Below are 24458 nucleotides of genomic sequence, written 5' to 3'. Positions count from 1 at the left end.
TGAGGGGCAAACCGGAACCCCGATACCGAGTTTTTGCGCTCCCCTGGCCGTCTCTGGATCCGCACGTCTCCCCAGCGTTCTACGCGCGTGGTGTCATGCACCCGACATCGCACGCCCACGCCTCCCAAAAGGAGTCACGCAATGCTGCGGAAGACCCTCGCCCGCGCCGCCGTCGCCCTCGCCGCCGGTACGGCCGTCGCCATCGCCGCCGTCCCCGCGAACGCGGCGACGTACTCGGCGTTCGCCTTCTCCCAGGCCGGCACCGGCCAGCCGACGATCTACGACTTCATCAACTCGGCCACCAGCAAGCTCGACATGACGATGTACGAGCTGGAGGACACCACGGCCGTCAACGACCTCGTCGCGCTGGAGAAGAAGGGCGTCACCGTCCGGGTCGTCCTGGACCAGGCGCACAAGACCGCCAACAACACGGCGTACACGACGCTGACGAACGCGGGCGTGGGCGTGGCCTGGTCCTCCACGGCCTACGTCTACACGCACCAGAAGACGATCACCGTGGACGGCGTGAAGTCCCTGGTCATGACGGGCAACCTGACCTCGCAGTACTACACGACCAGCCGGGACTACGGCGTCTTCACCGACGACACCCGCGACGTCGCCGCGATCGAGAAGGTCTTCGACGCCGACTACGCCGGCACCTCGATCACCCCGACCGACGGCGACCACCTGCTGTGGTCCCCCACCGACTCCCGCAGCAAGCTGGTGTCCTTCATCAACGCCGCGACCAAGACGCTCGACGTCCAGGAGCTGGAGTTCAGCGACAGCACGGTCGTCAACGCGATCGTGGCGCGCGCCAAGGCGGGGGTGAAGGTCCGCGTCGTCCTCGAAGACCCCGCCAGCTACGCCAGCCAGGTCTCCGCGGTCAAGGCCGCGGGCGGCACGGTCGTCGGCTACTCCGACCCCAACGGCTTCTACATCCACGCCAAGGCGATGGTGGCCGACTACGGCCTGACCACCCAGGCCGTGGAGGCGGGCTCCATGAACATCAGCAGCAACTCCCTCAGCAACAACCGTGAGCTGGGCATCATCATGACCGGCACGGGGGTGGCCCAGCCGGTGGCCCAGACCGTCGAGACGACGTTCAACAGCGACTACGCGGGCGGCACGGCCGCGTAACGCGGACAACCGGATCGCGTACGAGCGGCCCGGACGGGACGGCCAGACCGTCCCGTCCGGGCCCGCTCTTTGTCCAGGCCGTTTACATATGGTTAACGCGTCCCTATCCTCCGAAGGGTGGGAGCGCTCCCACGCCAGCGCTCCACGGCACTTCGCAAATGTCATGCACATGCCTTTTCCTGGCATGTCGATCCTCTGCGAAAGGTCACATCCCCCCATGATCAGACGCGGCAGAATCTCGGCGCTGCTGGCAGCAGTCGCCGCCCTGCTCTCCGCCTTAGGGCTGGTCTTCCTCGGCACGGGGAACGCATCGGCCCACGGCGTCGCCATGTCCCCCGGCTCCCGCACCTACCTCTGCTACAAGGACGCCATCACGAGCACCGGCGCGGTCGACCCGACCAACCCGGCCTGTGCGGCGGCCATCGCGCAGAGCGGTTCCAGCTCGCTCTACAACTGGTTCGCGGTGCTGGACTCCAACGCCGCCGGACGGGGCGAGGGTTACGTCCCGGACGGCACCATCTGCAGCGCGGGCAACAAGTCGCCGTACGACTTCAGCGGCTACAACCTGGCCCGCAACGACTGGCCGAAGACGCACCTGACCTCGGGCTCCACCATCGAGCTCGACTACAGCAACTGGGCCCAGCACCCCGGTGACTTCAGGGTCTACTTCACCAAGCAGGGCTGGTCGCCCACCACCCCGCTCGCCTGGTCGGACCTCCAGCTCGCCTCGACGGTCACCAACCCGCCCGCGTCCGGCTCGCCCGGCACGGACGGCGGTCACTACTACTGGAACCAGACGCTGCCCTCCGGCCGGACGGGCGACGCGCTGATGTTCATCCAGTGGGTGCGCTCGGACAGCAGCGAGAACTTCTTCTCCTGCTCCGACATCGTCTTCGACGGCGGCCACGGCGAGGTCACGGGCATCCGGGGCAGCGGCGGTTCGACCCCGCCCCCGACCACGCCTCCCCCGACCACGCCTCCCCCCACCACGCCTCCGCCCACCACGCCTCCGCCGACCAGCGGCACCGGCTCCTGCATGGCCACCTACAAGGTGGACAGCTCCTGGAGCGGCGGCTTCCAGGCCACGGTCACCGTCATGAACCACGGCACCTCGCCCATCAGCGGCTGGCACGTCGGCTGGACCCCGGGCAGCGGCACGACGATCAGCAGCGTGTGGAGCGGCGTCCTCTCCACCGGCACGGGCGGCGCGGTGACGGTCCGCAACGCCGACTACAACGGCACCATCGCGGCGGACGGCACGACGACGTTCGGCTTCACCGCGACCTCGTCGTCCGGCAACAACCTCCCATCCGGCTCCATCAGCTGCACCACGCCATAAGTCACACCGGCCTGTGGGCATCCACCCGGACGCCCACAGGCCGCTCCGCGTGACCGCCCCGAGGGTTCACCGGGCAGGCCAAGTACGGTCGCCCCCGCCGAGTTCACGACGCACACCGCTCATCGCCAGCCCGGCCGAGGGCGAGGTCGCGGTACGGCAGCCGGACCAGCAGCCGCATGCCGATGCATTCCAGCAGGTCATCGGCCAGGGCCGCCTGGTCCCCGGCGGCAAGCCGCACGTTCGTCTCCGGCTTCGAGATCACGCCGTACGCGCTGTGGGTGGCGGCGGTCGACGGCGGCTTGTAGGTCAACTCCGCGACGTCGTCCCGCCGGCGGACCCGCAGGCACTCCACGGTCTCCATGTAGTCGACGTCCGGTCGGCTGTAGTACGCGTCCGCCTCGGTCATCGGCTCGGCGTCGACCCAGCCAAGGCCGGCCAGCACCCCCGCCAGACCCGCGCCGCCGTCCGGCAGCCGCCGCTTGCGCTCCACTTCGATCTGCCCTGTCAACGTGGACGTCCTCCTGCGTTAATCGCCGAGTGCGCATGAGCCAAGCTGCTTTTACTGCGCCACCGTTGAAGAACCTGCATGCCCTGTGCCAACGACCGCATCGCCGCAGGTACCGGTTGTAGTAGACGCGGTCCCTGCGGATCACGTCCGCCGCGGTGACGGGCATCAGCACCGTACGCTCCTCCTGCGCCGCCTCCGTCGAATGGAGGGCAACCGCGGCGAGTAGAGCATCCAGCGTCATATACGCGTACGTTTCCCTGCCTTCTCGTGCCGCCCATTTTCTCCACACATCGCCGCACTCTCCATCGCCGCGCTCGGCGAGGTCGAGAAAGTGACGAAGCCCGAAGCTTGAGCCCATCTACCAACCGGTCGTGCGAGCGGCCTCCGGTCAGCGGTTGCCCGTCCAGATGATCCGGTCGGAGAAGCCACCGCGTTCGCCCGCCTTCGCCGCGCGGATCTTCTCCAGCTGATCCCCGTCGACTCCCAGGTCCGCGGCGAGGGCGTGGACGACCTCCAGCACGTCCGCCAGTTCCTCCGGCGCCGTGTCGGCACCCGCCGCGAGGAACTCGGCGACCTCCTCGCCGAGTTTGTCCCGCAGCCGACTGCGGTACTCCTCCCGATCCGCGATGTAGACGACCGGCTCGGCCCCGCCGTCGCGGATGATCTGCGGAATCCGGTCCCGCACCAACTTCCCGTTCGTGCTGTAGGAGTTCACCCGTGTCCTCCCGCGCATGCCCGTGAGGCGATCGCCGAATGCCGCCCCTTCGTCCCGCCGCAGCCTAGGGAAGTCGCCTCACGACTGGCTATGCGCACCGCGGATCCCACCCGTTCGGACGGCGCCCGTCACCGTGTCGGGTCGGCGGTGGCCCGACACTCCGGTGGTCGGTCACTGACCGGGCAGCTCGAACCCGAGGGCGGCCAGGGCCTCTTCGGCGGCCTGCTGGTCCTGGGCGTAGTCGCCGCCGGAGATTCCCAGGCCCCCGATGTACCGGCCGTTCTCGATGATCGGGTAGCCGCCGCCGACGGCCATCACGCGGGGGTGGCCGGCCAGTGGTGCGATCCGCGGGTTGGCGATCAGGTCGTTCCACGTGTGGGTGGGGAGGCGGAAGGAGGCCGCGGTCCAGGCCTTGTCCAGGGCGACCTCGGCGGTGAGGAAGGGCGCGTCGTCGGCCCGGTCGAACGCCTTCGGATGTCCGGCCTGGTCGGTGACGGCGACGGCCGCCGAGAAGCCGATCCGGGCAGCGGCGCCGTGCACCGCCGCGATGAGTTCGCCGGCGGCGGCCCGCGTGACCGACGAGGCGGGGGCCGATTTCCGGGGTGTGTCAGTGCTCATGATGGTTCCTTGCTGCTGTGCTGTGCTGTGCGATGCGGTGGCGGATGAAGCGGCCGGAGCCGGGTCATCGCAAGGGTGAGGCGGGGGTGGGGGCCACGCGGGTGACGACGGTCTTCTCGGGGATCAGCAGGTCGTGGACGACCGGTCCGATCTCGTTCTTCCAGCGGTCGTCCTGATAGACGGCCGCGTACAGGGCCTCGCTCTGGGCCTCGTCCTCGAACCGGCGGATCCACACATAGCCGTCCTCGTCCTCGGCGTCCACGAAGGAGGCGGTCACGTCCATGCCCAGCGAGGCCTGGAACGGGAGGACCACGTCCTCCATGTAGCGCACCCACTCCTCGCGGCGTCCCGGCCGGGCCTGGTAGCGGCGGATCTCGTAGTACATGGTGCGGCTCCCAACTGCGGTTATAAGTAGTTCAGTTGGCCGTGGTCAGGACGATCTTGCCGCGGGTGCGGCCCGCCTCGACGCGGGTGTGGGCCGCGCCGACCCGCTCCAGCGGGAAGGTCTCCTCCACCTCGACGACGACCTCGCCGTCGTCGATCAGGTCCGCGATCGTGGCCAGCGCCTCGCCGTCCGGCTCGACCAGGTACGGGGTGACGCGCACGCCGGCCGCCTCGCCGGCCTGGGCCAGCTCCGGGGCGACACCGGACGGCACGGCGACCAGCAGGCCGCCCGGACGCAGGACCTTCAGCGCGCGGGTGCTGGTCCGGTCGTGCGCGTCGCCCACCAGGTCGATGACGACGTCGACGTCCTTGACGACGTCCTCGAAGCGGGTGGTGGTGTAGTCGATGATCTCGTCGGCGCCGAGCTCCTTGAGCCAGGCGTGCCGGGCGGCGCTCGCGGTGGCGATCACATGGGCGCCCAGATGCCGGGCGAACTGGACCGCGAAGTGGCCGACCCCGCCGGCGGCGGCCGTGATCAGGACACGCTGGCCTGCCCGCACATGGGCGGTGTCGACCACGGTCTGCCAGGCGGTCAGCGCCGCCAGCGGCACGGCGGCCGCGTGCGCGTGGTCCAGGGTGGCCGGCTTACGGGCCCACTGGCGGGCCGGGGCGGTCACGTACTCGGCGTAGCCGCCCGCGGCGCGCGGGAACCACGGCATGCCGTACACCTCGTCGCCGACCTTCAGCGTGGTCACGCCGAAGCCGACCTCCTCCACCACGCCCGACACGTCCCAGCCCAGGATCAGCGGGAACGTCTGGAGCCCCGCCATGCCCTGACCCTCGCGGGTCTTCCAGTCCACCGGGTTGACGCCGGCCGCGTGCACCCGCACCAGCACCTCGGTCGGCAGCGGCACCGGGCGCGCGACCTCCTCGACGGTCAGCACCTCCGGCCCACCGAACTCCGTGATGGTGACCGCCCGCATGGTCTGCTCGCTCATTTCGTCCTCGCTCATGTCCGTCTCGGTTCCTTCTTCTGCCGGGACCGCGGCCCCGACAGAAGAAAGATTGGCCCGTACTCACGGAGGCGAGTGAGTGGCCGGAGGGCCACCTGTCGTACCATTCCGGCCATGCCGCATCGTGTTGCCGTTCTCGCCCTCGACGGAGTCCTGCCGCTGGACCTGGGCATCCCCGCCCGGGTGTTCAACGAGGCCCGCGAGCCGGACGGGACCCCCCTGTACTCCGTCAGCACCTGCTCCCTCGGCGGCCGGCCGGTGCGCACGCACGAGGACTACCGGATCGTCGTCGACCACGACGAGTCGGTGCTGGAGACCGCGGACACCGTCGTGCTCGCCACGCAGGAACCCAGCGAACACCTGCTCGCGACCGGCACGCTCCCCGAGGAACTCACCGCGGCGCTGGACCGGATAGGGCCGGACACCCGCATCGTCAGCCTGTGCACCTCGGCCTTCCAGCTCGCGGCGGCCGGTCTGCTGGACGGCCACCGGGCCACCACGCACTGGGCGCTGTGCGACGCGCTGGCGCGGCTGTTCCCCGACGTCCAGGTCGATCCGGACGTGCTGTTCGTCGACAACGGCCGCATCCTGACCTCCGCCGGCGGAGCGGCCGGCATCGACCTGTGCCTGCACCTGGTCCGCCTCGACCACGGGGCGGCGGTGGCCTCCGCCGCCGCGCGGCGCTGCGTGGTGGCGCCGTGGCGCGAGGGCGGACAGGCGCAGTTCATCGAGCACCCGGTTCCGCAGGACACCGACCGTTCCACCTCGGCGACCCGGCAGTGGGCCCTGGACCGGCTGGCCGAGCCGATCACCCTGGAGGACATGGCCCGGCACGCGCACATGAGCGTGCGCACCTTCACCAGGCGGTTCCGCAGCGAGGTGGGCAGCAGCCCGCTGAAGTGGCTGGCACAGCGGCGGCTCGCGCACGCGCGGCTGCTGCTGGAGTCCACCGACCTGACCGTCGCCCGGATCGCCACCACCTGCGGCTTCGGCGACCCCGTCGCCCTGCGCAAGCACTTCCACACATACCTGGGCCTGTCACCCCTGGCCTACCGCCGCGCCCACAACGCACCGGAGCCGGCAGGGCCGCTCACGCCCGCCTGACCCCCGACCCCGGGTACGGATCGAACGCGCACTCCGCCCACACCGTCTTGCACGGTGGCGGACCCGCGCACGGGGAGCGCTTCCGCGCGGGTGTCCGTGACCTCGATGCGCAGGACGCCGGGCGCGGGCACCGCCAGGGTGAGACGGAAGCTGCGGCCCGGCACCCTGCCGTGCAGCACCGTGTTCGTGGCGAGTTCGGCCACGATCACCCTCGCCGGGTCCAACGGGACGCCCCACGACTCCAGTTGCTCCACCGCGAGGAACCTCGCCAGGCGGGCGCCGCGGCGGGTGGCCGACAGCGGTACGGAGAACGGGCGCAGTGGCGTTGGCGCCGACACGGACTGCTGGGTTTCCTGATTCACATCACGCAGCTGGGCGAGCTTCCTGCCGTACGCGGCGAAGCACTGACCGCATAAACCAGCCCGCCCACCCTTCAGCCAAGAGCTGTGGGTGGGCGGGTGGGCGAGAACGGTCAGGTCGTCGAACGACGCCGCCGCGCTCCCGGACGCCGCTCGCTCGGGCGCGTCACCGGGTCGCCCGACTCCAGCGCCGCGTCGCGGCGCTTCGCGCCGAAGTCGGCCAGTGCCTCGGCCAGCTTGTGCACCGAGGGCTCCGGGGCCATGACGTCGACCCGGAGACCGTGTTCCTCCGCCGTCTTCGCCGTCGCGGGACCGATGCAGGCGATCACCGTCACGTTGTGCGGCTTGCCCGCGATGCCGACCAGGTTGCGGACCGTGGAGGACGAGGTGAAGAGGACCGCGTCGAAGCCGCCGCCCTTGATCGCCTCGCGGGTCTCGGCCGGCGGGGGCGAGGCGCGCACGGTGCGGTACGCCGTGACGTCGTCGACCTCCCAGCCCAGCTCGATCAGCCCGGCCACCAGCGTCTCCGTGGCGATGTCGGCGCGGGGCAGGAACACGCGGTCGATCGGGTCGAAGACCGGGTCGTACGGGGGCCAGTCCTCCAGGAGACCCGCCGCCGACTGCTCACCGCTCGGCACCAGGTCCGGCTTGACGCCGAAGGCGATCAGCGCGAGGGCCGTCTGCTCGCCCACCGCGGCCACCTTGATGCCCGCGAAGGCACGGGCGTCGAGGCCGTACTCCTCGAACTTCTCCCGGACGGCCTTCACCGCGTTGACGGAGGTGAAGGCGATCCACTCGTAGCGGCCGGTGACCAGGCCCTTGACCGCGCGCTCCATCTGCTGGGGCGTGCGCGGCGGTTCCACCGCGATGGTGGGGACCTCGTGCGGCACCGCGCCGTAGGAACGCAGTTGGTCGGAGAGCGAGGCCGCCTGCTCCTTCGTGCGCGGCACGAGCACCTTCCAGCCGAACAGCGACTTGGACTCGAACCACGACAACTGGTCGCGCCGGGCGGCGGCGGAGCGCTCGCCGACCACGGCTATCACCGGCCGGCCGCCGTCGGGCGAGGGCAGCACCTTCGCCTGCTTCAGCGTCTGCGCGATGGTGCCGAGGGTGGCGGCCCAGGTGCGCTGGCGGGTCGTCGTACCGGCGATGGTGACGGTCAGCGGGGTGTCCGGCTTGCGGCCGGCCGAGACCAGCTCGCCCGCCGCGGCGGCCACCGCGTCCAGGGTCGTGGAGACGACCACCGTGCCGTCGGAGGCGCCCACCTCCGTCCAGCAGCGGTCGGAGGCGGTACGGGCGTCCACGAACCGGACGTCCGCGCCGTCGGCGTCCCGCAGCGGCACACCGGCGTACGCCGGCACACCCACCGCGGCCGCCACGCCCGGGACCACCTCGAAGGGCACCCCGGCGGCGGCGCAGGCGAGCATCTCCTCGGCGGCGTCCGTGTCGAGCCCGGGGTCACCGGACACCGCACGCACGACCCGCCTGCCGCCCCGCGCGGCCTCCATGACAAGATGAGCGGCATCCCGGGCAGGAGACGGGGCAGCGGCGGTGGTTGACGTGCCGTCAACAACCGTGAGCTGCGGCGTGCCCGGCGGCGACGTGGAGAGGTCCCCGTCGGTGTGCACGACGGAGACGCCCTGCCGTGCGTGCGTCCGGATCACATCGAGCACCTCGGGCTCGGCGATCAGGACGTCCGCGTTCGACAGTGCCTCCACGGCGCGCAGAGTCAGCAGTCCCGGATCCCCGGGTCCGGCACCGAGAAAGGTGACGTGCCCGTGTTCCGGACCGGCGGCAGGAAGGGCGGTGGGGCTCAATGTGCTCGCTCCCCCATCAGACCGGCCGCGCCCTGGGCGAGCATCTCGGTGGCGAGGTCGCTACCGAGTGCCAGCGCACCCTCGTGCGTCTGGGGCACGGAACCGGTGGTGGACAACTGCACCATGCGGGTGCCGTCGGTGGTCCCGACGACCGCGCGCAGGCGCATTTCCTTGACAACCTGTCCGTCGCCCAGGAAGTCGGCCAGTGCACCCACAGGTGCGCTGCAACCGGCCTCCAAGGCGGCGAGCAGTGATCGTTCGGCGGTCACGGCGGCCCGCGTGAACGGGTCGTCGAGCTCGCCGAGCGCCGCGATCAGGTCCGCGCGCTGGGCGGCGCACTCGATCGCCAGGGCCCCCTGGCCGGGGGCGGGCAGAACCGTGTCGACCGACAGGAAGTCGGTCACCTCTTCTATGCGGCCGATCCGGTTGAGTCCGGCGGCGGCCAGGACGACCGCGTCCAGCTCGCCGTCACGGACGTACCGGATCCGCGTGTCCACGTTGCCGCGGATCGGGACCGTCTCTATGTCCAGGCCATGGGCGCGGGCGTACGCGTTGAGCTGGGCCATGCGGCGCGGGGCGCCGGTGCCTATGCGGGCGCCGCGCGGCAGGTCGGTGAACTTCAGGCCGTCGCGCGCCACGATCACGTCCCGCGGGTCCTCGCGCTCCGGCAGGGCGGCCAGGACCAGCTCCGCGGGCTGCGCGGTGGGGAGGTCCTTGAGCGAGTGAACGGCGAAGTCGACCTCGCCGCGCAGCAGCGCGTCACGCAGCGCCGTGACGAACACGCCGGTGCCGCCGATCTGCGCGAGATGCTCGCGGGAGGTGTCGCCGTACGTCGTGATCTCGACCAGCTCGACCGGTCGCCCGGTCACCCGGCGGACGGCCTCCGCCACCTGCCCGGACTGGGCCATGGCGAGCTTGCTCCGCCTGGTCCCCAGTCGCAGTGCCTTGTCACTCATGCCGGTCGGTCCTTCGTTTCTTCTGTGCTGTCCTCGGCCCGGGAGACGGAGGCGACCGTCTCGGGGTCGAGGTCGAACAGGGTGCGCAGCGCGTCCGCGTACCCGGCGCCGCCGGGCTCGGCCGCGAGCTGCTTGACCCTCACGGTCGGCGCGTGCAGCAGCTTGTCCACGACCCGGTGCACGGCCTGGCGGATCTCGCCGCGCTGGCGTTCGTCCAGGTCGGGCAGGCGGCCGTGCAGCCGCGCGATCTCGGCGGCGACGACGTCGGCGGCCATGGTGCGCAGCGCGACCACGGTGGGCGTGATGTGCGCCGCCCGCATGGCCGCCCCGAAGGCCGCGACCTCGTCGGAGACGATACGCCGTACCTGGTCCACGTCGGCCGCCATCGGCGCGTCGGCGGAGGCCTCGGCGAGCGACTCGATGTCCACCAGGCGCACCCCGGCCAGGCGGTGCACGGCGGCGTCGATGTCGCGGGGCATCGCCAGGTCGAGGAGGAAGAGGGCGGGCGCGGGGCGCTCGGCGACCGGCTCGGGGCGGCGCCGCTCGGGGATCCGGCCCGCGGTGGCGGCGGTCGCGGCGAGCGCGGTGATCAGCTCGGCGTCGGCCTCGGGGCGCTCGGGCGCCCGACCGCCCGCCGGGCGGGTGTTGCCGGCCGAGGCCCATGTGGCGTGCTGCTCCAGGGTGGCCGCGTCCATCCCGGCCACGGCGGCCTCGCCCATCACGGAGAAGCCGGGCTGTGCCGCGGCCAGGTCCAGGGGGCAGTTCTCGTCGGACGGGGCGTCCTTCGGGGCCGTGCGGCTCGGCACCGGTTCGGCGACGGCCGGCTGCCCGGTGCGGCCCTCGACCGCCTGGGCGACCGCCTCCGCCGTGAGCACCAGCCCGGTCGCCCCGGTGCAGGAGACGACGACGTCGGCACGTGTCAGCTCGTCCGGCACGGCGTCCATCCGTACCGCACGGGCGGTCACCGCGTTGTCGTCGGCCGCCATGAGGATCTCGGCGAGCCGTTCGGCACGGTCGAAGGTGCGGTTGGCCACGACGATCTCGGCGACCCCGGCCCGCGCGAGCGTGGCGGCGGCCAGCGAGGACATCGAACCGGCGCCGATCACCAGCGCCTTGCGGCCGGCCGCCCAGTGCCGGACGTCGCCGCCGGCGGCGAGCTGCTCCAGGCCGAAGGTGACCAGGGACTGGCCGGCGCGGTCGATGCCGGTCTCGGAGTGGGCGCGCTTGCCGACCCGCAGGCTCTTCTGGAACAGGTCGTTCAGCAGCTTGCCCGCGGTGTGCTGCTCCTGGGCACGGGCCAGGGAGTCCTTGATCTGGCCGAGGATCTGACCCTCGCCGACGACCATCGAGTCCAGGCCGCAGGCCACCGAGAAGAGGTGGTGGACGGCCCGGTCCTCGTAGTGGACGTACAGGTAGGGAGTCAGTTCCTCCAGGCCGACGCCGCTGTGCTGGGCGAGCAGCGTGGACAGCTCGGCGACACCGGCGTGGAACTTGTCCACGTCGGCGTACAGCTCGATGCGGTTGCAGGTCGCGAGCAGCGAGGCCTCGGTCGCGGGCTCGGCGGCGACCGTGTCGTGCAGCAGCTTGGTCTGGTCCTCCGCGTTCAGCGCGGCCCGCTCCAGGACGCTGACCGGGGCACTGCGGTGGCTCAGTCCGACGACGAGGAGGCTCATGCCGGCATCACGGCGGGTACGTCCCCGTCGGGCCCCTGGTCGGCGGAGTCGTCGCGGGGGGTGACGGCGGCGGGCAGGGCGCCGTCGCCGGCCGCGGTCTCCTCGCCGGACTTGCGCTGCTCGTGGAAGGCGAGGATCTGGAGCTCGATCGACAGGTCGACCTTGCGCACGTCGACGCCGTCCGGCACGGACAGGACGGTCGGCGCGAAGTTCAGGATGGAGGTGACCCCGGCGGCCACGAGCCGGTCGCAGACCTGCTGGGCGGCGCCGGCCGGGGTGGCGATCACACCGATGGAGACCCGGTCGTCCTTGATGATCTTCTCGAGGTCGTCGGTGTGCTGCACGGGGATGCCCGCGACCGGCTTGCCGGTCAGCCCCGGGTCGGCGTCTATCAGCGCGGCGACCCGGAAACCACGGGAGGCGAACCCGCCGTAGTTGGCGAGGGCGGCGCCGAGGTTACCGATACCGACGATGACGACCGGCCAGTCCTGGGTCAGGCCGAGTTCGCGGGAGATCTGGTAGACGAGATACTCCACGTCGTAGCCGACACCGCGCGTTCCGTAGGAGCCCAGGTAGGAGAAGTCCTTGCGCAGCTTGGCGGAGTTGACCCCCGCGGCCGCGGCCAGCTCCTCGGAGGAGACCGTGGGCACCGAGCGCTCGGACAGCGCGGTCAGGGCTCGGAGGTACAGCGGAAGCCTGGCGACGGTGGCCTCGGGAATCCCTCGGCTGCGGGTCGCCGGTCGGTGTGTTCGGCCAGTTGCCACGGTGCTCCTGATGGTAGAGCGGGGCTGCGGGCGGTCACACGTTCCCAGACCGCCCCGTCGACAGCAGGCTATGTCTTTGTGAACGCGTGCACAAAGATGGTGTCCGATTTGCCCGGCAGAAGTGACCGGGGTCACGCACCTTTCGCGCCGTTGGCGGGAACCGGCGCATAGACACCGGCGCACCTTCGTTACTGGGGGCAAAACCGCACACGCTCCTCGTGAATCCCGCCCCCGAGACCGAACCGCCCGTGAATTCTAAGCGAATTTCGGACCAGTTGGACTACTCGGTCAGTGCCTTGCGCAGCCGGTCGGCGTTCACGCGCCAGAAGGTGTGCTGTTCACCGTCGACCAGTACGACGGGGATCTGCTCCCAGTACTGGTCGTACAGCGCCTTGTCCTCGGTGATGTCCTTCGGCTCCCAGGGGACCCCGAGTTCCCGGCAGACCTCCTCGATCACGGCCTGCGCGTCGTCGCACAGGTGACAGCCCGGCTTGCGGATCAGGGTGACCAGCCGCTCACCGGGCTGGGTCTTCGCGGTCCTGCGTCGGAAGAGTGGACTCATGCCCGCCATTCTCGCGCGCGGCCTCCCGCACCCGGTCCCGCCTTCCCGCACCCGGTCCGGCCTCGCCGCACCCGGTTCGACCCTCTCCTCACCCGGAGTTAACCGTCTTCGAACCTCTCGGCTCCGGAAGCGCCGAACGGACTGGCTATGCTCACGACATGGCCGCTCTCGGATGGCTCACTCCCCGTAGGCGCTCCGCCACGGCGCGGAGCGTGTTGGCAGGCGAGGCTTCGGCGGAGGCCGCCCGCAAGTCCTCGGAGGAGGCACAGGAGACCGCGCGGGCCGAGGAGGAACCGGCTTTCCCGGTGATCGGCGACACCAGCGCGGCCGCCTTCTTCGACCTCGACAACACCGTGATGCAGGGCGCCGCGATCTTCCACTTCGGGCGGGGCCTGTACAAGCGGAAGTTCTTCGAGACGCGCGACCTGGCCCGGTTCGCCTGGCAGCAGGCGTGGTTCCGGCTGGCCGGCGTCGAGGACCCCGAGCACATGCAGGACGCCCGCGACTCGGCGCTGTCCATCGTCAAGGGCCATCGCGTCGCCGAACTCCAGACCATCGGCGAGGAGATCTACGACGAGTACATGGCCGACCGCATCTGGCCGGGCACCCGGGCCCTCGCCCAGGCGCACCTGGACGCGGGTCAGAAGGTGTGGCTGGTCACCGCCGCGCCGGTGGAGATCGCCACGGTGATCGCGCGCCGGCTGGGCCTGACCGGCGCGCTCGGCACCGTCGCGGAGTCGGTGGACGGCGTCTACACCGGCCGCCTGGTGGGCGAGCCGCTGCACGGGCCCGCCAAGGCGGAGGCGGTGCGCGCGCTGGCCTCGGCGGAGGGGCTGGACCTCGCCCGCTGCGCGGCGTACAGCGACAGCCACAACGACATCCCGATGCTCTCCCTCGTCGGCCACCCGTACGCCATCAACCCGGACGCGAAGCTGCGCAAGCACGCGCGGGAGAAGGACTGGCGGCTGCGGGACTACCGCACGGGACGCAAGGCGGCGCGGGTCGGCATCCCGGCCGCGGCGGGCGTGGGCGCGGTCGCCGGCGGCACCGCGGCGGCCATCGCCCTGAGCCGCCGACGCCGGTAACCACCCGTCGGCGGGGATCTCCCCAGCCCCCTCCCTCGCGCCCGGAATTATGCCGCGGCCATTTCAACTCGTCCCGAGTTCGCCGAAATACGCCATTTTTCGGTCAAGAAGCGATCAGATTCCGAACCGAGAGAGGACAACAACCGGTTACGGATGCGACGCAATCGGTGATTTGAGCAACTCGGTGTAGCAGCGCCTGTACGAAGCGTTATTCTCCTCAGACGCAAACCGGTACCCCTCCGTCGCCACGACGGGTGAACGGTTCCGCACTGCACGTGATGAAAGCTCTGCCTCTGGGAGTCCCGTGTACCCACACGTCGGGGTTGACGCCTCGGGCCTGGCTACGCTGCGCGCAACTGTCGCAACGGTCAAAGAGACGCTGCGCGGCCTCGTCCCCACCGCGCCCGCCGTCCCTGCCTTCGCCCTCGCCGCGCCCGCGGGCCCGTGCTACGCACTGGCCGACGGCGGCGCCGCCGTCACCAGACGCGGGCGCTCCGCCGGGGCGAGCGGCGCCGCCACCGCCCGCCGCCCCGCCGCCGACAGCGACAGTGCCCGGATGATGGACCTGGTCGAGCGCGCCCAGGCGGGCGAGGCCGAGGCCTTCGGACGGCTGTACGACCAGTACAGCGACACCGTCTACCGGTACATCTACTACCGCGTCGGCGGCCGGGCGACCGCCGAGGACCTGACGAGCGAGACCTTTCTGCGCGCCCTGCGCCGGATCGGCACCTTCACCTGGCAGGGGCGCGACTTCGGCGCCTGGCTGGTGACGATCGCCCGCAACCTCGTCGCCGACCACTTCAAGTCCAGCCGCTTCCGCCTGGAGGTCACCACCGGCGAGATGCTGGACGCCAACGAGGTCGAGCGCTCCCCGGAGGACTCCGTCCTGGAGTCCCTGTCGAACGCCGCCCTCCTGGACGCCGTGCGCCGCCTCAACCCGCAGCAGCAGGAGTGCGTCACGCTGCGCTTCCTCCAGGGGCTGTCGGTCGCGGAGACCGCCCGGGTCATGGGCAAGAACGAGGGCGCGATCAAGACCCTCCAGTACCGCGCCGTCCGCACTCTCGCCCGGCTGCTGCCGGACGACGCCCGCTGAGCACGGCCACCCGCGGCGCACCACTCCGGGCGACCGCCAACTCACCTTCTGTAAAGGCGCGTTGACTTTCCGGACGGATCATCCGGCGTCCGTAACCCAAGTGCCGCGCCAGTCGTTGAGCGGGATACAGGCTCCCTGTGGTCACCCCCCGGCCGACCCATCGCTCGATCGTGTGGAGTGGTCGGGGGCGTGCAACCCTCAGGACCCCCTGGGGAGTCGACCGTCATGACGAGAGGAGGTGCCGCCAGTGATCGCGAACGTATCGGCGCACCGGCGGGCGCACGCCTTCGCCCAGGCCCTGGAGGAGCAGTCCGACCGGGACACGGCGGCCGAGCAGTCCGAGGAAGCGGCGGGATCCCCGCCGACCCCCGAGGAACTGACCGAGCAGGGCCGGCTGCTGGCCCTCGCGGACGGCCTCGGCGCGCTGCCCAGGCCGCAGCTCGACCCCGAAGTCAAGGTCGTCCAGCGCGCACGGCTGGTGGCCGCGATGGAGGCCATGTTCCAGGAGGGGGCCGGGGCGGCGGACGCTTCGGTACCGGCACAGCGCCGGGGCAAGGGCGCCCACCGGGCGAGCCCGCTGGGCAAACTCCGGCCGCGCACCAGGCTGACCAAGGGCCTCGCGGCCGGTGGGCTCAGCGTGGGCGTGGCCGCGGGAGCCTTCGGCGGGGTCGCCGCCGCCAGCTCCCACGCCCTGCCCGGCGACTCGCTGTACGGACTGAAACGCGGTATCGAGGACTTCAAGCTCGACTACCTGAGCAACGGCGAGGACCAGCGCGGCCAGGTCTACCTCGACCAGGCCTCCACCCGGCTCGGCGAGGCCCGCCGGCTGATGGAGCGCGGCCGCGGCGGCCACCTCGACCACGAGTCCATCGGCGAGATCCGCCGCACCCTGTCCGGGATGCGGCACGACGTCACCGAGGGCCACCGGCTGCTGCACGCGGCCTACGAGGCCGATCCGGACCAACTGGGCCCGATCCAGGCGCTGTCCACGTTCTCCCGGTCCCACCGCGAGGCCTGGAGCGCGCTCAGCGACCGGCTGCCGACGCAGCTCGGGGACGTCAAAGAGCAGGTGTCGTCGGTGTTCGACGCCATAGACCAGGAGGTCGCCCCGCTCCAGTCCCTGCTGCCGCGGCAGCCCTCCCAGGGCGGCGACGGCACCCACCGGGGCCCCGGCGCGGCGTCCCCCGGCGCCCACCGGTCGGCCCCGCCCAGCAGCACCCCGTCCGCCGGCCAGACCGGCACCGGGAGCCCCACCGGCACCGCCACCACCGGCGCCGGCGACGGCCTGCTCGGCGGCAGCACCGGCGGCCTGCTGACCCCGCCGAAGTCCAGCGGCGACAGCAGCACCCCGCCGGCCGGCAAACCCCCGGCCACCGCCCCCGACGTCACCCTCCCCCCACTCCTGCCGGGCCTGCTCCCGCGACTGGGGATCGACAACGAGGCGGCTGACTGAGGCCCTACGACCGTGGGGGCGCCCTTCCGAGCTGGGCGCCCCCACCGTCGTGCCGTCGGCCGTCGTGCCGTCGGTCAGAAGAAGACCGAGCGGCGCTGCACCAGCAGCTTGTACAGGGTGTGCTGGATCTGTTCCCGCACCTGGTCCGTGAGGTTGAACATCAGCATCGGGTCCTCGGCGGCCTCCGGCGGATACCCGTCCGTGGGGATCGGTTCGCCGAACTGGATCGTCCACTTCGTCGGCAGCGGCACCGCGCCCAGCGGCCCGAGCCAGGGGAAGGTCGGGGTCAGCGGGAAGTACGGGATGCCCAGCACCCGCGCGAGCGTCTTCGCGTTGCCGATCATCGGGTAGATCTCCTCGGCGCCGACGATCGAGCAGGGAATGATCGGCACCCCCTGCCGCATCGCGGTCGACACGAACCCGCCCCGCCCGAACCGCTGCAGCTTGTACCGCTCGCTGAAGGGCTTCCCGATGCCCTTGAACCCCTCGGGCATCACCCCCACCAGCTCCCCCTGCCCCAGCAGCCGTTCCGCGTCCTCCGCGCACGCCAGGGTGTGCCCGAGCTTGCGCGCCAGCTCGTTGACCACCGGCAGCACGAACACCAGGTCCGCCGCGAGCAGCCGCAGATGCCGGCCGGCGGGATGCCGGTCGTGCACCGCGACCTGCATCATCAGCCCGTCCAGCGGCAGCGTCCCGGAGTGGTTGGCGACGATCAGCGCCCCGCCCTTTTCCGGGATGTTCTCGACGCCCTTCACCTCGACCCGGAAGTACTTCTCGTACACCGGCCGCAGCAGCGACATCAGGACCTGGTCGGTCAGCTCCGCGTCGTAGCCGAAGTCGTCGACCTCGTAGTCCCCGGTCAGCCGGCGCCGCAGGAACGCCAGCCCGGCCGCCAACCGCCGCTCCAGACCGCCGTCCGGGCCACCGTCCGGGCCGCCGGAGCCCGGCGCGCCGGCCGGCGCCTCGTCCGCGCCCGCCGGGCCGTCCTGCGGCCCCGGCTCCCGTCCCGGCAGCCGCTGCACCTCGCCCAACTCGCCTGTCCCGGCCCCGGCGCCGCCACGGCCGCCGCGCCGGCCGCCCGCACCCCGCCGTCTCCCGGACCGCTGTGGACCACTGCCGCTCCCGCTTCCCCGGGACCGGTCGTCGTCGAAGGGAATGACCTTGGCGTCCGCCATCGTTACCGCGCTCCTCGGTTGGCGCTAGTCGGCCTTAGTCGGCACTGTGCGTCGTGGGCCGGCCGCCGGGCAGGGCCAGCGCGGCGATCCGGTCGACGGCCCCCGCGACGGCCTCCGGGGGCAGCAGCCCGGCGCCCTGGCCGCGGGCGAAGTCCGCGAACGCCTCCGCCGTCGTGTAGCGGGGCGTGAACCCCAGCGTGTCGCGCATCTCGGCGGTGTCCACGACCCGCCCGTGCGTCAGCAGCCGGAACTGCTCCGGCGAGAAGTCCGTCATGCCCAGCGTACGGACCAGGGAACCGGCCCAGGTGACCGCCGGCAGCAGCAGCGGCACGGTGGGCCGCCCGAGCCGCCGGGAGCACTGCGAGAGCAGCAGCACCCCGTCCCCGGCGATGTTGAAGGTCCCGCTGTTGAGGGTGCCCCGGCGCGGCTCGTGCGAGGCGAGCCGCAGCACCTCCACCACGTCGTCCTCGTGCACGAACTGGAGCCGCGGGTCGTAGCCGAACACGGTCGGCAGCACCGGCAGCGCGAAGTACGAGGCGAGCGGGGTGTCCGCGGACGGCCCGAGGATGTTGGCGAACCGCAGGACGCACACGGCCACATCGGGCCGCCGCCGCGCGAACCCCCGCACGTACCCCTCGACCTCGACCGTGTCCTTCGCGAAGCCGCCGCTGGGCAGCGACTTGGCCGGGTCTGTCTCGGTGAACACGGCGGGATCGCGCGACGCGGAGCCGTACACGTTGGTGCTGGACTTCACCACCAGCCGCTCGACCGCCGGCGACTTCTGGCAGGCGCCGAGGAGCTGCATGGTGCCGATGACGTTGGTCTCCTTGACCGTGGCCCGGCTGCCGCCGCCCAGCGCGGTGCCCGTCACGTCGAGGTGGACGACGGTGTCGGCGCCGGTCTCCGCGAGCACGCGGGCCATGGTGGGCTGCCGGATGTCGGCCTGGATGAAGTCGGCCGCGCCCAGCCGGTGCGCGGGCGGCACGGCATCCACCGCGATCACCCGCTCGACCTCCGGGTCCCGCTGGATCCGCCGCACGAACCGGCCGCCCAGTTGCCGGGCGGCCCCGGTGACGAGCACGACCTTGCCCAAGATCAGCGCCTTCCTTCCGGCGTTCCTCACGTCCCGCGTTCCCCGTGGGGGCCAACTTAGCGGGTGGATGTTGCGCTGCGATGACCGGCCGATGCGTGAGGTGACGGAAATACACCTGTGGCCCCCCACCTTTGTCGGTGGAGGGCCACAGGACGCGCTCTCGCGGAGCGTCGCTCACGGTGCCGCGCGGACGCGGCGACCGCGCTTACTTCTTGTTGCGACGCTGGACGCGCGTGCGCTTGAGCAGCTTGCGGTGCTTCTTCTTGGCCATCCGCTTGCGCCGCTTCTTGATAACAGAGCCCACGACTACCCTCGCTCACTTTTCATCACTCGGTTGTTTGGGCGCCATGGGCCCACACGACCTACGAGGGGCTAGCCTACCCAACCGAGCGCCGAGGTCGTAATCGAGGGTCTCCGGGCCCCCCGGAGGGGGTCGTCAGGCCGTCTCCACCCCCACATAGCTGTCGCGGAGGTACTCGTGGACCGCTTGTTCGGGGACGCGGAAGGACCGCCCCACCCGGATCGCGGGCAGATGACCGCTGTGCACCAGGCGGTACACGGTCATCTTCGACACTCGCATCACCGTGGCGACCTCCGCCACGGTCAGGAACTGAACCTCGTTCAGAGGCCTCTCGCCAGCCATGACACACCTGCACCTTCCGCACTCGACGGCCGCCGGCTTCCCCTTCCGGTGACTCTTCGTCGCTGCGTGCTCACTCCCCAGACTAGGGGCGGATGGTACGAGTGGGGAAGAGGTGCACCCATCGGCGGCCTACTGTGACAGACACGCGCGTTTGAGCACGTAGCGGGTGAGTGGCAGGTAGTGACTAGACCGGGCTCCGTCGTCCAGCGGTACGACGACGGAGACGGCGCCCTCCGCCTCGCCGACGAACGGCGCGGGATCGTCCGCGTCCGCCGGGCCGATCGCCTCGAACCCGAGCTGACCTGCGCCGCAGAGCCAGCCGTGGTCGCCGACGACCAGCTCGGGCAGCGGGCCTCCGGCGGCCGCCGCGGCCTCCAGCACGACCCGGACGGGCAGCGGCGAATGGCAGTGCGCGCCAGGCTCACAACCGGGGCGCCCGGCGTCGGTTTCCCGCACCAACGCGACGCGTCGTACGTAGTCGATGCGATGCGTGCGTAGACCGAACCGGGTCAATATGTCGACACAGCGACCCCGCGCGGGGGTGAGAACCTCACATCCCGCCGCCGAGAGGGCGTCCGCGAGAGCGGCGTAGAAGCCGAGCAGCGAGCCGGGGTGGCCGGTGCCGAACAGCACGGGCGCGTGACGCCCCGCGGCCGCCGCCAGCCGCGCCGCGAACGCGTCCAGCGCGGCGAGCGTCCGGGCCGGATCGATCGCGTCCGGCCCCGAACGGTACCGGGGGTCGGCCGGAACCCCACACCTTTCCGCCATCAGCCCGAGCAACTCCGGCTCCTGCCAGGCCCCTTGCGGATCGATCCCGATCAGCGCGCGGGGATCGCGGGCCGCGAACATCCGGTACCTCCGCAGACTCCGCTCCCGCGGCGTCCCCACGGTCCCGGCCAGCCGGACCGCGGACAGATAGCTCAACACGCTTGCGATGGTGACCCCTCGCCCCGTCCCGGAAGGGAAATACCAGGGGTTTTCCGCACGGTTGGCGTAACGGCCCAACGGCCCCTACGGCAGCAGGCCCCGCAGCGGGAAGGCCGCCCGGCGGGTCGCCAGTACCGACTGGTCCAGGCGGTCGGCGGGGTCGTAGCCCCCGTCCCACGAGGACCAGGAGACCGGCCAGCGGCCGTCCGTCATCCGCTGGGGAGCCAGCCGGCGCGTACGGGCGTAGACCTCCTGGCGCCAGCCCTCGGGGATCACCGTCTCCGGCGCGACCGGCCGCCCCGCGGCGATGGCCACGAGATGGGTCCAGGAGCGGGGCACGACGTCCACCACCGCGTAACCGCCGCCGCCCAGCGCGACCCACTTCCCGTCGGCGTACTCGTGCGCCAGCTCATGGCACGCCATCTGCACCGCACGCTGCGCGTCCAGCGAGACCGCGAGATGCGCGAGCGGATCCTCGAAGTGCGTGTCGGCCCCGTGCTGGGAGACCAGCACCTGCGGCCGGAACTCCGCGAGCAGCTCGGGCACCACCGCGTGGAAGGCCCGTACCCACCCCGCGTCCCCCGTCCCGGCCGGCAGCGGCAGGTTCACCGCCGCCCCCTCCCCCGCCCCGCCGCCGGTCTCCTGCGGCCACCCGGTCTGCGGGAACAGCGTGCGGGGATGCTCGTGCACCGAGATCGTCAGCACCCGCGGGTCCTCCCAGAACGCGGCCTGCACCCCGTCCCCGTGATGCACGTCCACGTCCACGTACGCGACCCGCTCGGCCCCCAGCTCCAGCAGCCGCGCGATGGCGAGCGCCGCGTCGTTGTACACGCAGAACCCGGACGCGCCCCCCGGCATCGCGTGGTGCAGCCCGCCCGCGAAGTTCACGGCGTGCGGGGCGTCCCCCCGCCACACCGCCTCCGCCGCCGCCACCGACTGCCCCGCGATCAGCGCGGACACCTCGTGCATCCCGGCGAACGCGGGATCGTCCGGCGTCCCCAGCCCGTACGACCCGTCCGCCCCCGCCGGGTCCGCGGACGCGGCCTTCACCGCGTCGATGTAGTCCTCCCGGTGGACCAGCCGCAGCGTCGACTCCCCGGCCGGTTTCGCCGCGACGATCTCCAGCTCCCGGTCGACCCCCAGGGCACCGACCAGGTTCCGGGTCAGTGCCAGCCGCACCGGGTCCATCGGATGACCCGGACCGAAGTCATAGCCCGTTACTGCCTCGTCCCACATCAGCTGTGCGCGGCCGCTCATGCCCGCCACCGTATCGGCCCGCACTCGTCGCGAACGACCTGGCGTACACGAGCGTCACCAGCACCAACACCATCGGCAACAGCATCGCCCCGCGATAGCTCCAGGCGTCGCCCACCGCCCCCACCAAAGGCGAGCCGATCAGGAACCCGACGTAGTTGAAGATGTTCAGGCGGGCGACGGCCGCGTCCGACGCCCCGGGGAACAGCCGCCCCGCCGCCGCGAAGGTCTGCGGCACCAGCACGCACAGCCCCAGACCCAGCAGCGTGAACCCGAGCATCCCCACCCACGCCCCCGGCGCCACGGCCACCACCGCGAACCCGCCGGCCGCCAGCAGCGCCCCGAGCCGTACGACCGCCGCCGCGCCGAAGCGCCGCACCCCGAAGTCCCCCAGGGCCCGCCCGGCCAGGGTCGTCACCATGTACACGTTGTAGGGCACCGTCGCCAACTGCTCCGAACTGCCCAGCACGTCCTTCAGGTACTTCGCGCTCCAGTTGGAGACCGTCGAGTCCCCGATGTAGGCGAAGGTCATCACCAGGCACAGCGGCAGCAGCAGCCGGAAGACCACACCCCCGCCGCCGTTCCCCTCCTCGACCGGCGCCGCCGCCTCCCCGTCGACGTACCACCTGCTGCCCACGAGCGTCGCCGGCAGCAGGACGGCCACCACCGGGAGGTACGACACCCACAGCGCGAGCTGCCAGTGCGCCCCGGCCCACGCGAGCGAGGCCCCGACGATGCCGCCCAGGCTGTACACGGCGTGGAAGCTGAGCATGATGCTGCGCCCGTACGACCGCTGGAGGCTGACCCCGAGCATGTTCATGGAGGCGTCCAGCACCCCCACCGACAGCCCGAACACCCCGAGCGCCACCGCCACCGTGGCAAGCTGGCCCCGCCCGCCCGCCGCGGCGCCCAGCAGCGCGAGCAGCGCCACCGGCTGGGACCAGCGCAGCAGCCGGCTGGGCCGTACCCGCTTGACCAGTTGCTCGGTGGTGACGCTGCCGACGCCCGCGAGGATCGGCACCGCGGCCAGGAAGACCGGCAGCAGCGCGTCGGATATGCCGTACCGGTCCTGGAGGGCGGGGATGCGCGTCACCAGCAGGGCGAAGGCGGCGCCCTGGGCGAAGAAGGCGAACGCCAGCGAGGCCCTGCCGCGCCGCAGCACATCAGTCATGGCGGCGAGCGTAGGGCCCCGGACTACCTGTGGGTAGACACCGCAGAAGGTGAATTTCCTTCAGCTTCGGCGGTGTTGGTCCCCGCGGCGGCCTCGGCGGCCAGCAGCTTCTCCATCGGTTCGGCGGCCAGCGCACCGCTGACGACGAAGGCGGTCGCCATCGAGACGACCAGGAGGACGGTGCCGAGCCAGACCATGGTGTCCACGGGCACGGTGTACGCGCCGACGACCCGCGCGACGCACTCGGCGAGCAGGGCCAGGCCCCAGACGGCGGAGAACACGCTCTCCCGCCGCCGGAAGGCCGCGGACCGCGCCGAGGACCCACCGGTCAGCCGCCGCCAGGCGGCCTCCTTCGCCGCGTCCCCCTTGACCAGGAAGGGCATCGCCGCGGTGCTCATCATCGGCCGGCCGAGCCGGACCGAGAGGAGGATCCCGATGCCGAGGGTGCTGCTGATCGCGCCGTCCTTGGCGAGCATCAGCCGCGGGTCCCCGGCGACCGAACTCACCAGCAGGGAGACGACGTTGACCGCCAGGATGAGGCAGGCCAGCGCGTTGGCCCGGCGCTCGCGCACCAGGCCCCACACCGTCCGCGCCGCCGGCAGCACGCTGCTCCAGGCGAGCGCCGCGAGGGTGCTCGCGCCGAGGCCGTCCCTGAGGAGGTAGTACGCCCCGAGGGGCGCGGCCACGTCGATGACGAGCGGCCTGATGTTGTCCCGCATGCCGTGCTCGCGCCGTGCGCTCCGGCCCTGGGCCCCCGTGTTCTGCGTCATGCCCTCAGCTTCGCGGCCGGCGGGGGGCCGCCGGTAGAAACGTTCGTCCGGACCACCGCATGACAGATGTCAGGCCCCGCCGGATGGCACGGGTCATATCAGCAGGTCGGGCAACTCGCTCATCGCGCCGAACAGTCGGGTCGTCCCGGTGAGCCGCTCGGCCGGGGTCATCGCGGTGAACCCGTACACGTCCATCCCGGCCGCCACGGCCGCCTGGACGCCCAGCGGGGAGTCCTCCACGACCGCGCACCGCTCGGGGGCGACGCCCATCCGCTCGGCCGCGTACAGGAAGAGGTCGGGCGCCGGCTTGCCCTTGCCCACGTCCTGCGAGCTGAAGATCCGCTCCTCCTGGAACCAGCGATCGAGCCCGGTGGTGCGGTGCCCCACCCTGATCCGCTCATGGCTCCCGGAGGAGGCCACGCAGTACGGCACCCCGTCCGCGGCCAGCTTCCCCAGCACCTCGGCCACGCCCGGCACGGGCTTCAACTCCCGCTCGAACGCGGCGAAGACCCGCGCGTGGAAGACGTCGTCGAAGTCCTCCGGCAACCGCCGCCCGGTGCGCTCCAGGACGAGGTCGTGGATCCGGTGCATCGCCGAGCCCATGTAGTCGCGCAGCGAGTCCTCGTACGACGTCGGCACGCCCAGCTCGGTCAGATAGGCCGCCAGGTGCCGATTGGAGATCGGCTCACTGTCCACCAGGACGCCGTCGTTGTCGAAGAGGATCAGTTCATAGCGCATGGTCCAACCCTAAACGCAGAAAACCCCCGCACCAGAGGTGCGGGGGTTTCCCCAAAAATTGTTCGGCGGCGTCCTACTCTCCCACAGGGTCCCCCCTGCAGTACCAT

Annotated in this window: 26 protein-coding genes; 6 read left to right on the top strand and 20 right to left on the bottom strand. The window is 71.7% G+C overall.

The window, feature by feature from the left end; all coding sequences use genetic code 11:
* Nucleotides 1-141: 141 nt before the first annotated feature.
* Entirely contained in the window at nt 142-1137 is a 996-nt protein-coding gene (locus AB0927_RS18190) for a phospholipase D-like domain-containing protein (RefSeq protein ID WP_366668616.1), read from the top strand.
* Nucleotides 1138-1354: 217 nt separating this feature from the next.
* On the top strand, nt 1355-2476 hold the full coding sequence (locus AB0927_RS18185; protein WP_366668615.1) for a lytic polysaccharide monooxygenase: 1122 nt from the start codon (nt 1355-1357) through the stop codon (nt 2474-2476).
* A 103-nt stretch (nt 2477-2579) separates the two neighbouring features.
* Here the strand turns inward: AB0927_RS18185 and AB0927_RS18180 are convergent, their stop codons facing one another.
* The 5 genes from AB0927_RS18180 to AB0927_RS18160 form a co-directional block, all read right to left on the bottom strand.
* Nucleotides 2580-2984 (bottom strand): CYTH domain-containing protein, encoded by a 405-nt coding sequence (locus AB0927_RS18180; RefSeq protein WP_366668614.1) that lies wholly within the window; start codon nt 2982-2984, stop codon nt 2580-2582.
* A 388-nt stretch (nt 2985-3372) separates the two neighbouring features.
* Nucleotides 3373-3699 carry a nucleoside triphosphate pyrophosphohydrolase gene (locus AB0927_RS18175; protein WP_366668613.1) on the bottom strand — a complete coding sequence of 109 codons (327 nt, stop codon included), beginning with the start codon at nt 3697-3699 and terminating at the stop codon, nt 3373-3375.
* A 171-nt stretch (nt 3700-3870) separates the two neighbouring features.
* The gene (locus AB0927_RS18170) at nt 3871-4317 is read right to left on the bottom strand and encodes a heme-binding protein (protein WP_366668612.1); all 447 of its coding nucleotides are present in this window, start codon (nt 4315-4317) and stop codon (nt 3871-3873) included.
* A gap of 64 nt (nt 4318-4381) precedes the next feature.
* Entirely contained in the window at nt 4382-4702 is a 321-nt protein-coding gene (locus AB0927_RS18165) for an NIPSNAP family protein (RefSeq protein ID WP_366668611.1), read from the bottom strand.
* 31 nt (nt 4703-4733) lie between these two features.
* Complete coding sequence (locus tag AB0927_RS18160; protein WP_366668739.1) at nt 4734-5699, bottom strand: NADP-dependent oxidoreductase; 966 nt, start codon at nt 5697-5699, stop codon at nt 4734-4736.
* 129 nt (nt 5700-5828) lie between these two features.
* On the opposite strand from AB0927_RS18160, the gene AB0927_RS18155 reads away from it, so the two are divergent.
* Nucleotides 5829-6818 carry a helix-turn-helix domain-containing protein gene (locus AB0927_RS18155; protein WP_366668610.1) on the top strand — a complete coding sequence of 330 codons (990 nt, stop codon included), beginning with the start codon at nt 5829-5831 and terminating at the stop codon, nt 6816-6818.
* Here AB0927_RS18155 and AB0927_RS18150 read toward each other — a convergent pair.
* From AB0927_RS18150 to AB0927_RS18125, 6 genes are all read right to left on the bottom strand, one after another.
* On the bottom strand, nt 6764-7156 hold the full coding sequence (locus tag AB0927_RS18150) for an ATP-binding protein (protein WP_366668609.1): 393 nt from the start codon (nt 7154-7156) through the stop codon (nt 6764-6766). The two genes, AB0927_RS18155 and AB0927_RS18150, sit on opposite strands and share 55 nt — an antisense overlap.
* Nucleotides 7157-7290: 134 nt before the next feature.
* On the bottom strand, nt 7291-8994 hold the full coding sequence (locus tag AB0927_RS18145; protein WP_366668608.1) for a bifunctional uroporphyrinogen-III C-methyltransferase/uroporphyrinogen-III synthase: 1704 nt from the start codon (nt 8992-8994) through the stop codon (nt 7291-7293).
* A complete protein-coding gene (gene hemC, locus AB0927_RS18140; RefSeq protein ID WP_366668607.1) occupies nt 8991-9950 on the bottom strand; it encodes a hydroxymethylbilane synthase in 960 nt (319 codons plus the stop codon). Before hemC ends, AB0927_RS18145 begins: the two co-directional genes overlap by 4 nt.
* Nucleotides 9947-11623: a glutamyl-tRNA reductase gene (locus tag AB0927_RS18135; RefSeq protein ID WP_366668606.1), complete on the bottom strand. Its 1677-nt coding sequence runs from the start codon at nt 11621-11623 to the stop codon at nt 9947-9949. The genes hemC and AB0927_RS18135 overlap by 4 nt, the downstream gene beginning before the upstream one ends.
* Nucleotides 11620-12387 (bottom strand): redox-sensing transcriptional repressor Rex, encoded by a 768-nt coding sequence (locus AB0927_RS18130; protein WP_366668605.1) that lies wholly within the window; start codon nt 12385-12387, stop codon nt 11620-11622. The genes AB0927_RS18135 and AB0927_RS18130 overlap by 4 nt, the downstream gene beginning before the upstream one ends.
* Nucleotides 12388-12667: 280 nt before the next feature.
* Complete coding sequence (locus AB0927_RS18125) at nt 12668-12958, bottom strand: glutaredoxin family protein (RefSeq protein ID WP_366668604.1); 291 nt, start codon at nt 12956-12958, stop codon at nt 12668-12670.
* Nucleotides 12959-13107: 149 nt separating this feature from the next.
* Between AB0927_RS18125 and AB0927_RS18120 the strand changes: the two genes are divergently transcribed.
* The 3 genes from AB0927_RS18120 to AB0927_RS18110 all read left to right on the top strand — a co-directional run bounded on the left by AB0927_RS18120 (nt 13108) and on the right by AB0927_RS18110 (nt 16580).
* On the top strand, nt 13108-14034 hold the full coding sequence (locus AB0927_RS18120; protein ID WP_366668603.1) for an HAD-IB family hydrolase: 927 nt from the start codon (nt 13108-13110) through the stop codon (nt 14032-14034).
* Nucleotides 14035-14338: 304 nt separating this feature from the next.
* A complete protein-coding gene (locus AB0927_RS18115) occupies nt 14339-15127 on the top strand; it encodes an ECF subfamily RNA polymerase sigma factor, BldN family (RefSeq protein WP_366668602.1) in 789 nt (262 codons plus the stop codon).
* 247 nt (nt 15128-15374) lie between these two features.
* On the top strand, nt 15375-16580 hold the full coding sequence (locus AB0927_RS18110; protein ID WP_366668601.1) for a DUF5667 domain-containing protein: 1206 nt from the start codon (nt 15375-15377) through the stop codon (nt 16578-16580).
* 74 nt (nt 16581-16654) lie between these two features.
* On the opposite strand, the gene AB0927_RS18105 is transcribed toward AB0927_RS18110, so the two are convergent.
* The 9 genes from AB0927_RS18105 to AB0927_RS18065 form a co-directional block, all read right to left on the bottom strand.
* Nucleotides 16655-17755 carry a lysophospholipid acyltransferase family protein gene (locus AB0927_RS18105; protein WP_366668600.1) on the bottom strand — a complete coding sequence of 367 codons (1101 nt, stop codon included), beginning with the start codon at nt 17753-17755 and terminating at the stop codon, nt 16655-16657.
* 34 nt (nt 17756-17789) lie between these two features.
* Nucleotides 17790-18848, bottom strand: coding sequence for an NAD-dependent epimerase/dehydratase family protein (locus AB0927_RS18100; RefSeq protein ID WP_366668599.1), 1059 nt, complete (start codon nt 18846-18848; stop codon nt 17790-17792).
* 205 nt (nt 18849-19053) lie between these two features.
* Nucleotides 19054-19152, bottom strand: a complete 99-nt coding sequence (locus AB0927_RS18095) for an AURKAIP1/COX24 domain-containing protein (protein WP_003948845.1) — start codon at nt 19150-19152, stop codon at nt 19054-19056.
* 132 nt (nt 19153-19284) lie between these two features.
* Nucleotides 19285-19491 (bottom strand): helix-turn-helix domain-containing protein, encoded by a 207-nt coding sequence (locus AB0927_RS18090; RefSeq protein WP_366668598.1) that lies wholly within the window; start codon nt 19489-19491, stop codon nt 19285-19287.
* Between the two features lie 129 nt (nt 19492-19620).
* Nucleotides 19621-20418 (bottom strand): phosphatase, encoded by a 798-nt coding sequence (locus AB0927_RS18085; RefSeq protein WP_366668597.1) that lies wholly within the window; start codon nt 20416-20418, stop codon nt 19621-19623.
* Between the two features lie 84 nt (nt 20419-20502).
* Nucleotides 20503-21675, bottom strand: a complete 1173-nt coding sequence (locus AB0927_RS18080) for an acetoin utilization protein AcuC (RefSeq protein ID WP_366668596.1) — start codon at nt 21673-21675, stop codon at nt 20503-20505.
* Nucleotides 21626-22843: an MFS transporter gene (locus AB0927_RS18075; protein ID WP_366668595.1), complete on the bottom strand. Its 1218-nt coding sequence runs from the start codon at nt 22841-22843 to the stop codon at nt 21626-21628. Before AB0927_RS18075 ends, AB0927_RS18080 begins: the two co-directional genes overlap by 50 nt.
* 23 nt (nt 22844-22866) lie before the next feature.
* Complete coding sequence (locus AB0927_RS18070; protein WP_366668594.1) at nt 22867-23613, bottom strand: VC0807 family protein; 747 nt, start codon at nt 23611-23613, stop codon at nt 22867-22869.
* Between the two features lie 93 nt (nt 23614-23706).
* Complete coding sequence (locus AB0927_RS18065; protein ID WP_366668593.1) at nt 23707-24351, bottom strand: HAD family hydrolase; 645 nt, start codon at nt 24349-24351, stop codon at nt 23707-23709.
* Between the last annotated feature and the right edge of the window lie 107 nt (nt 24352-24458).

Origin of the sequence: Streptomyces sp. NPDC048106 (assembly GCF_040706415.1) — a bacterium.
In the GTDB taxonomy this organism is placed as follows: Bacteria; Actinomycetota; Actinomycetes; order Streptomycetales; family Streptomycetaceae; genus Streptomyces.
This window is presented reverse-complemented; position numbering and strand designations above follow the sequence as displayed.

Coding starts and splice junctions, on each gene's coding strand:
- AB0927_RS18190 (WP_366668616.1), top strand. CDS start 142: ATGCTGCGGAAGACCCTCGCCCGCGCCGCCGTCGCCCTCGCCGCCGGT.
- AB0927_RS18185 (WP_366668615.1), top strand. CDS start 1,355: ATGATCAGACGCGGCAGAATCTCGGCGCTGCTGGCAGCAGTCGCCGCC.
- AB0927_RS18170 (WP_366668612.1), bottom strand. CDS start 4,317: ATGAGCACTGACACACCCCGGAAATCGGCCCCCGCCTCGTCGGTCACG.
- AB0927_RS18165 (WP_366668611.1), bottom strand. CDS start 4,702: ATGTACTACGAGATCCGCCGCTACCAGGCCCGGCCGGGACGCCGCGAG.
- AB0927_RS18160 (WP_366668739.1), bottom strand. CDS start 5,699: ATGAGCGAGCAGACCATGCGGGCGGTCACCATCACGGAGTTCGGTGGG.
- AB0927_RS18155 (WP_366668610.1), top strand. CDS start 5,829: ATGCCGCATCGTGTTGCCGTTCTCGCCCTCGACGGAGTCCTGCCGCTG.
- hemC (WP_366668607.1), bottom strand. CDS start 9,950: ATGAGTGACAAGGCACTGCGACTGGGGACCAGGCGGAGCAAGCTCGCC.
- AB0927_RS18135 (WP_366668606.1), bottom strand. CDS start 11,623: ATGAGCCTCCTCGTCGTCGGACTGAGCCACCGCAGTGCCCCGGTCAGC.
- AB0927_RS18125 (WP_366668604.1), bottom strand. CDS start 12,958: ATGGCGGGCATGAGTCCACTCTTCCGACGCAGGACCGCGAAGACCCAG.
- AB0927_RS18120 (WP_366668603.1), top strand. CDS start 13,108: ATGGCCGCTCTCGGATGGCTCACTCCCCGTAGGCGCTCCGCCACGGCG.
- AB0927_RS18105 (WP_366668600.1), bottom strand. CDS start 17,755: ATGGCGGACGCCAAGGTCATTCCCTTCGACGACGACCGGTCCCGGGGA.
- AB0927_RS18090 (WP_366668598.1), bottom strand. CDS start 19,491: ATGGCTGGCGAGAGGCCTCTGAACGAGGTTCAGTTCCTGACCGTGGCG.
- AB0927_RS18080 (WP_366668596.1), bottom strand. CDS start 21,675: ATGAGCGGCCGCGCACAGCTGATGTGGGACGAGGCAGTAACGGGCTAT.
- AB0927_RS18075 (WP_366668595.1), bottom strand. CDS start 22,843: ATGACTGATGTGCTGCGGCGCGGCAGGGCCTCGCTGGCGTTCGCCTTC.
- AB0927_RS18070 (WP_366668594.1), bottom strand. CDS start 23,613: ATGACGCAGAACACGGGGGCCCAGGGCCGGAGCGCACGGCGCGAGCAC.
- AB0927_RS18065 (WP_366668593.1), bottom strand. CDS start 24,351: ATGCGCTATGAACTGATCCTCTTCGACAACGACGGCGTCCTGGTGGAC.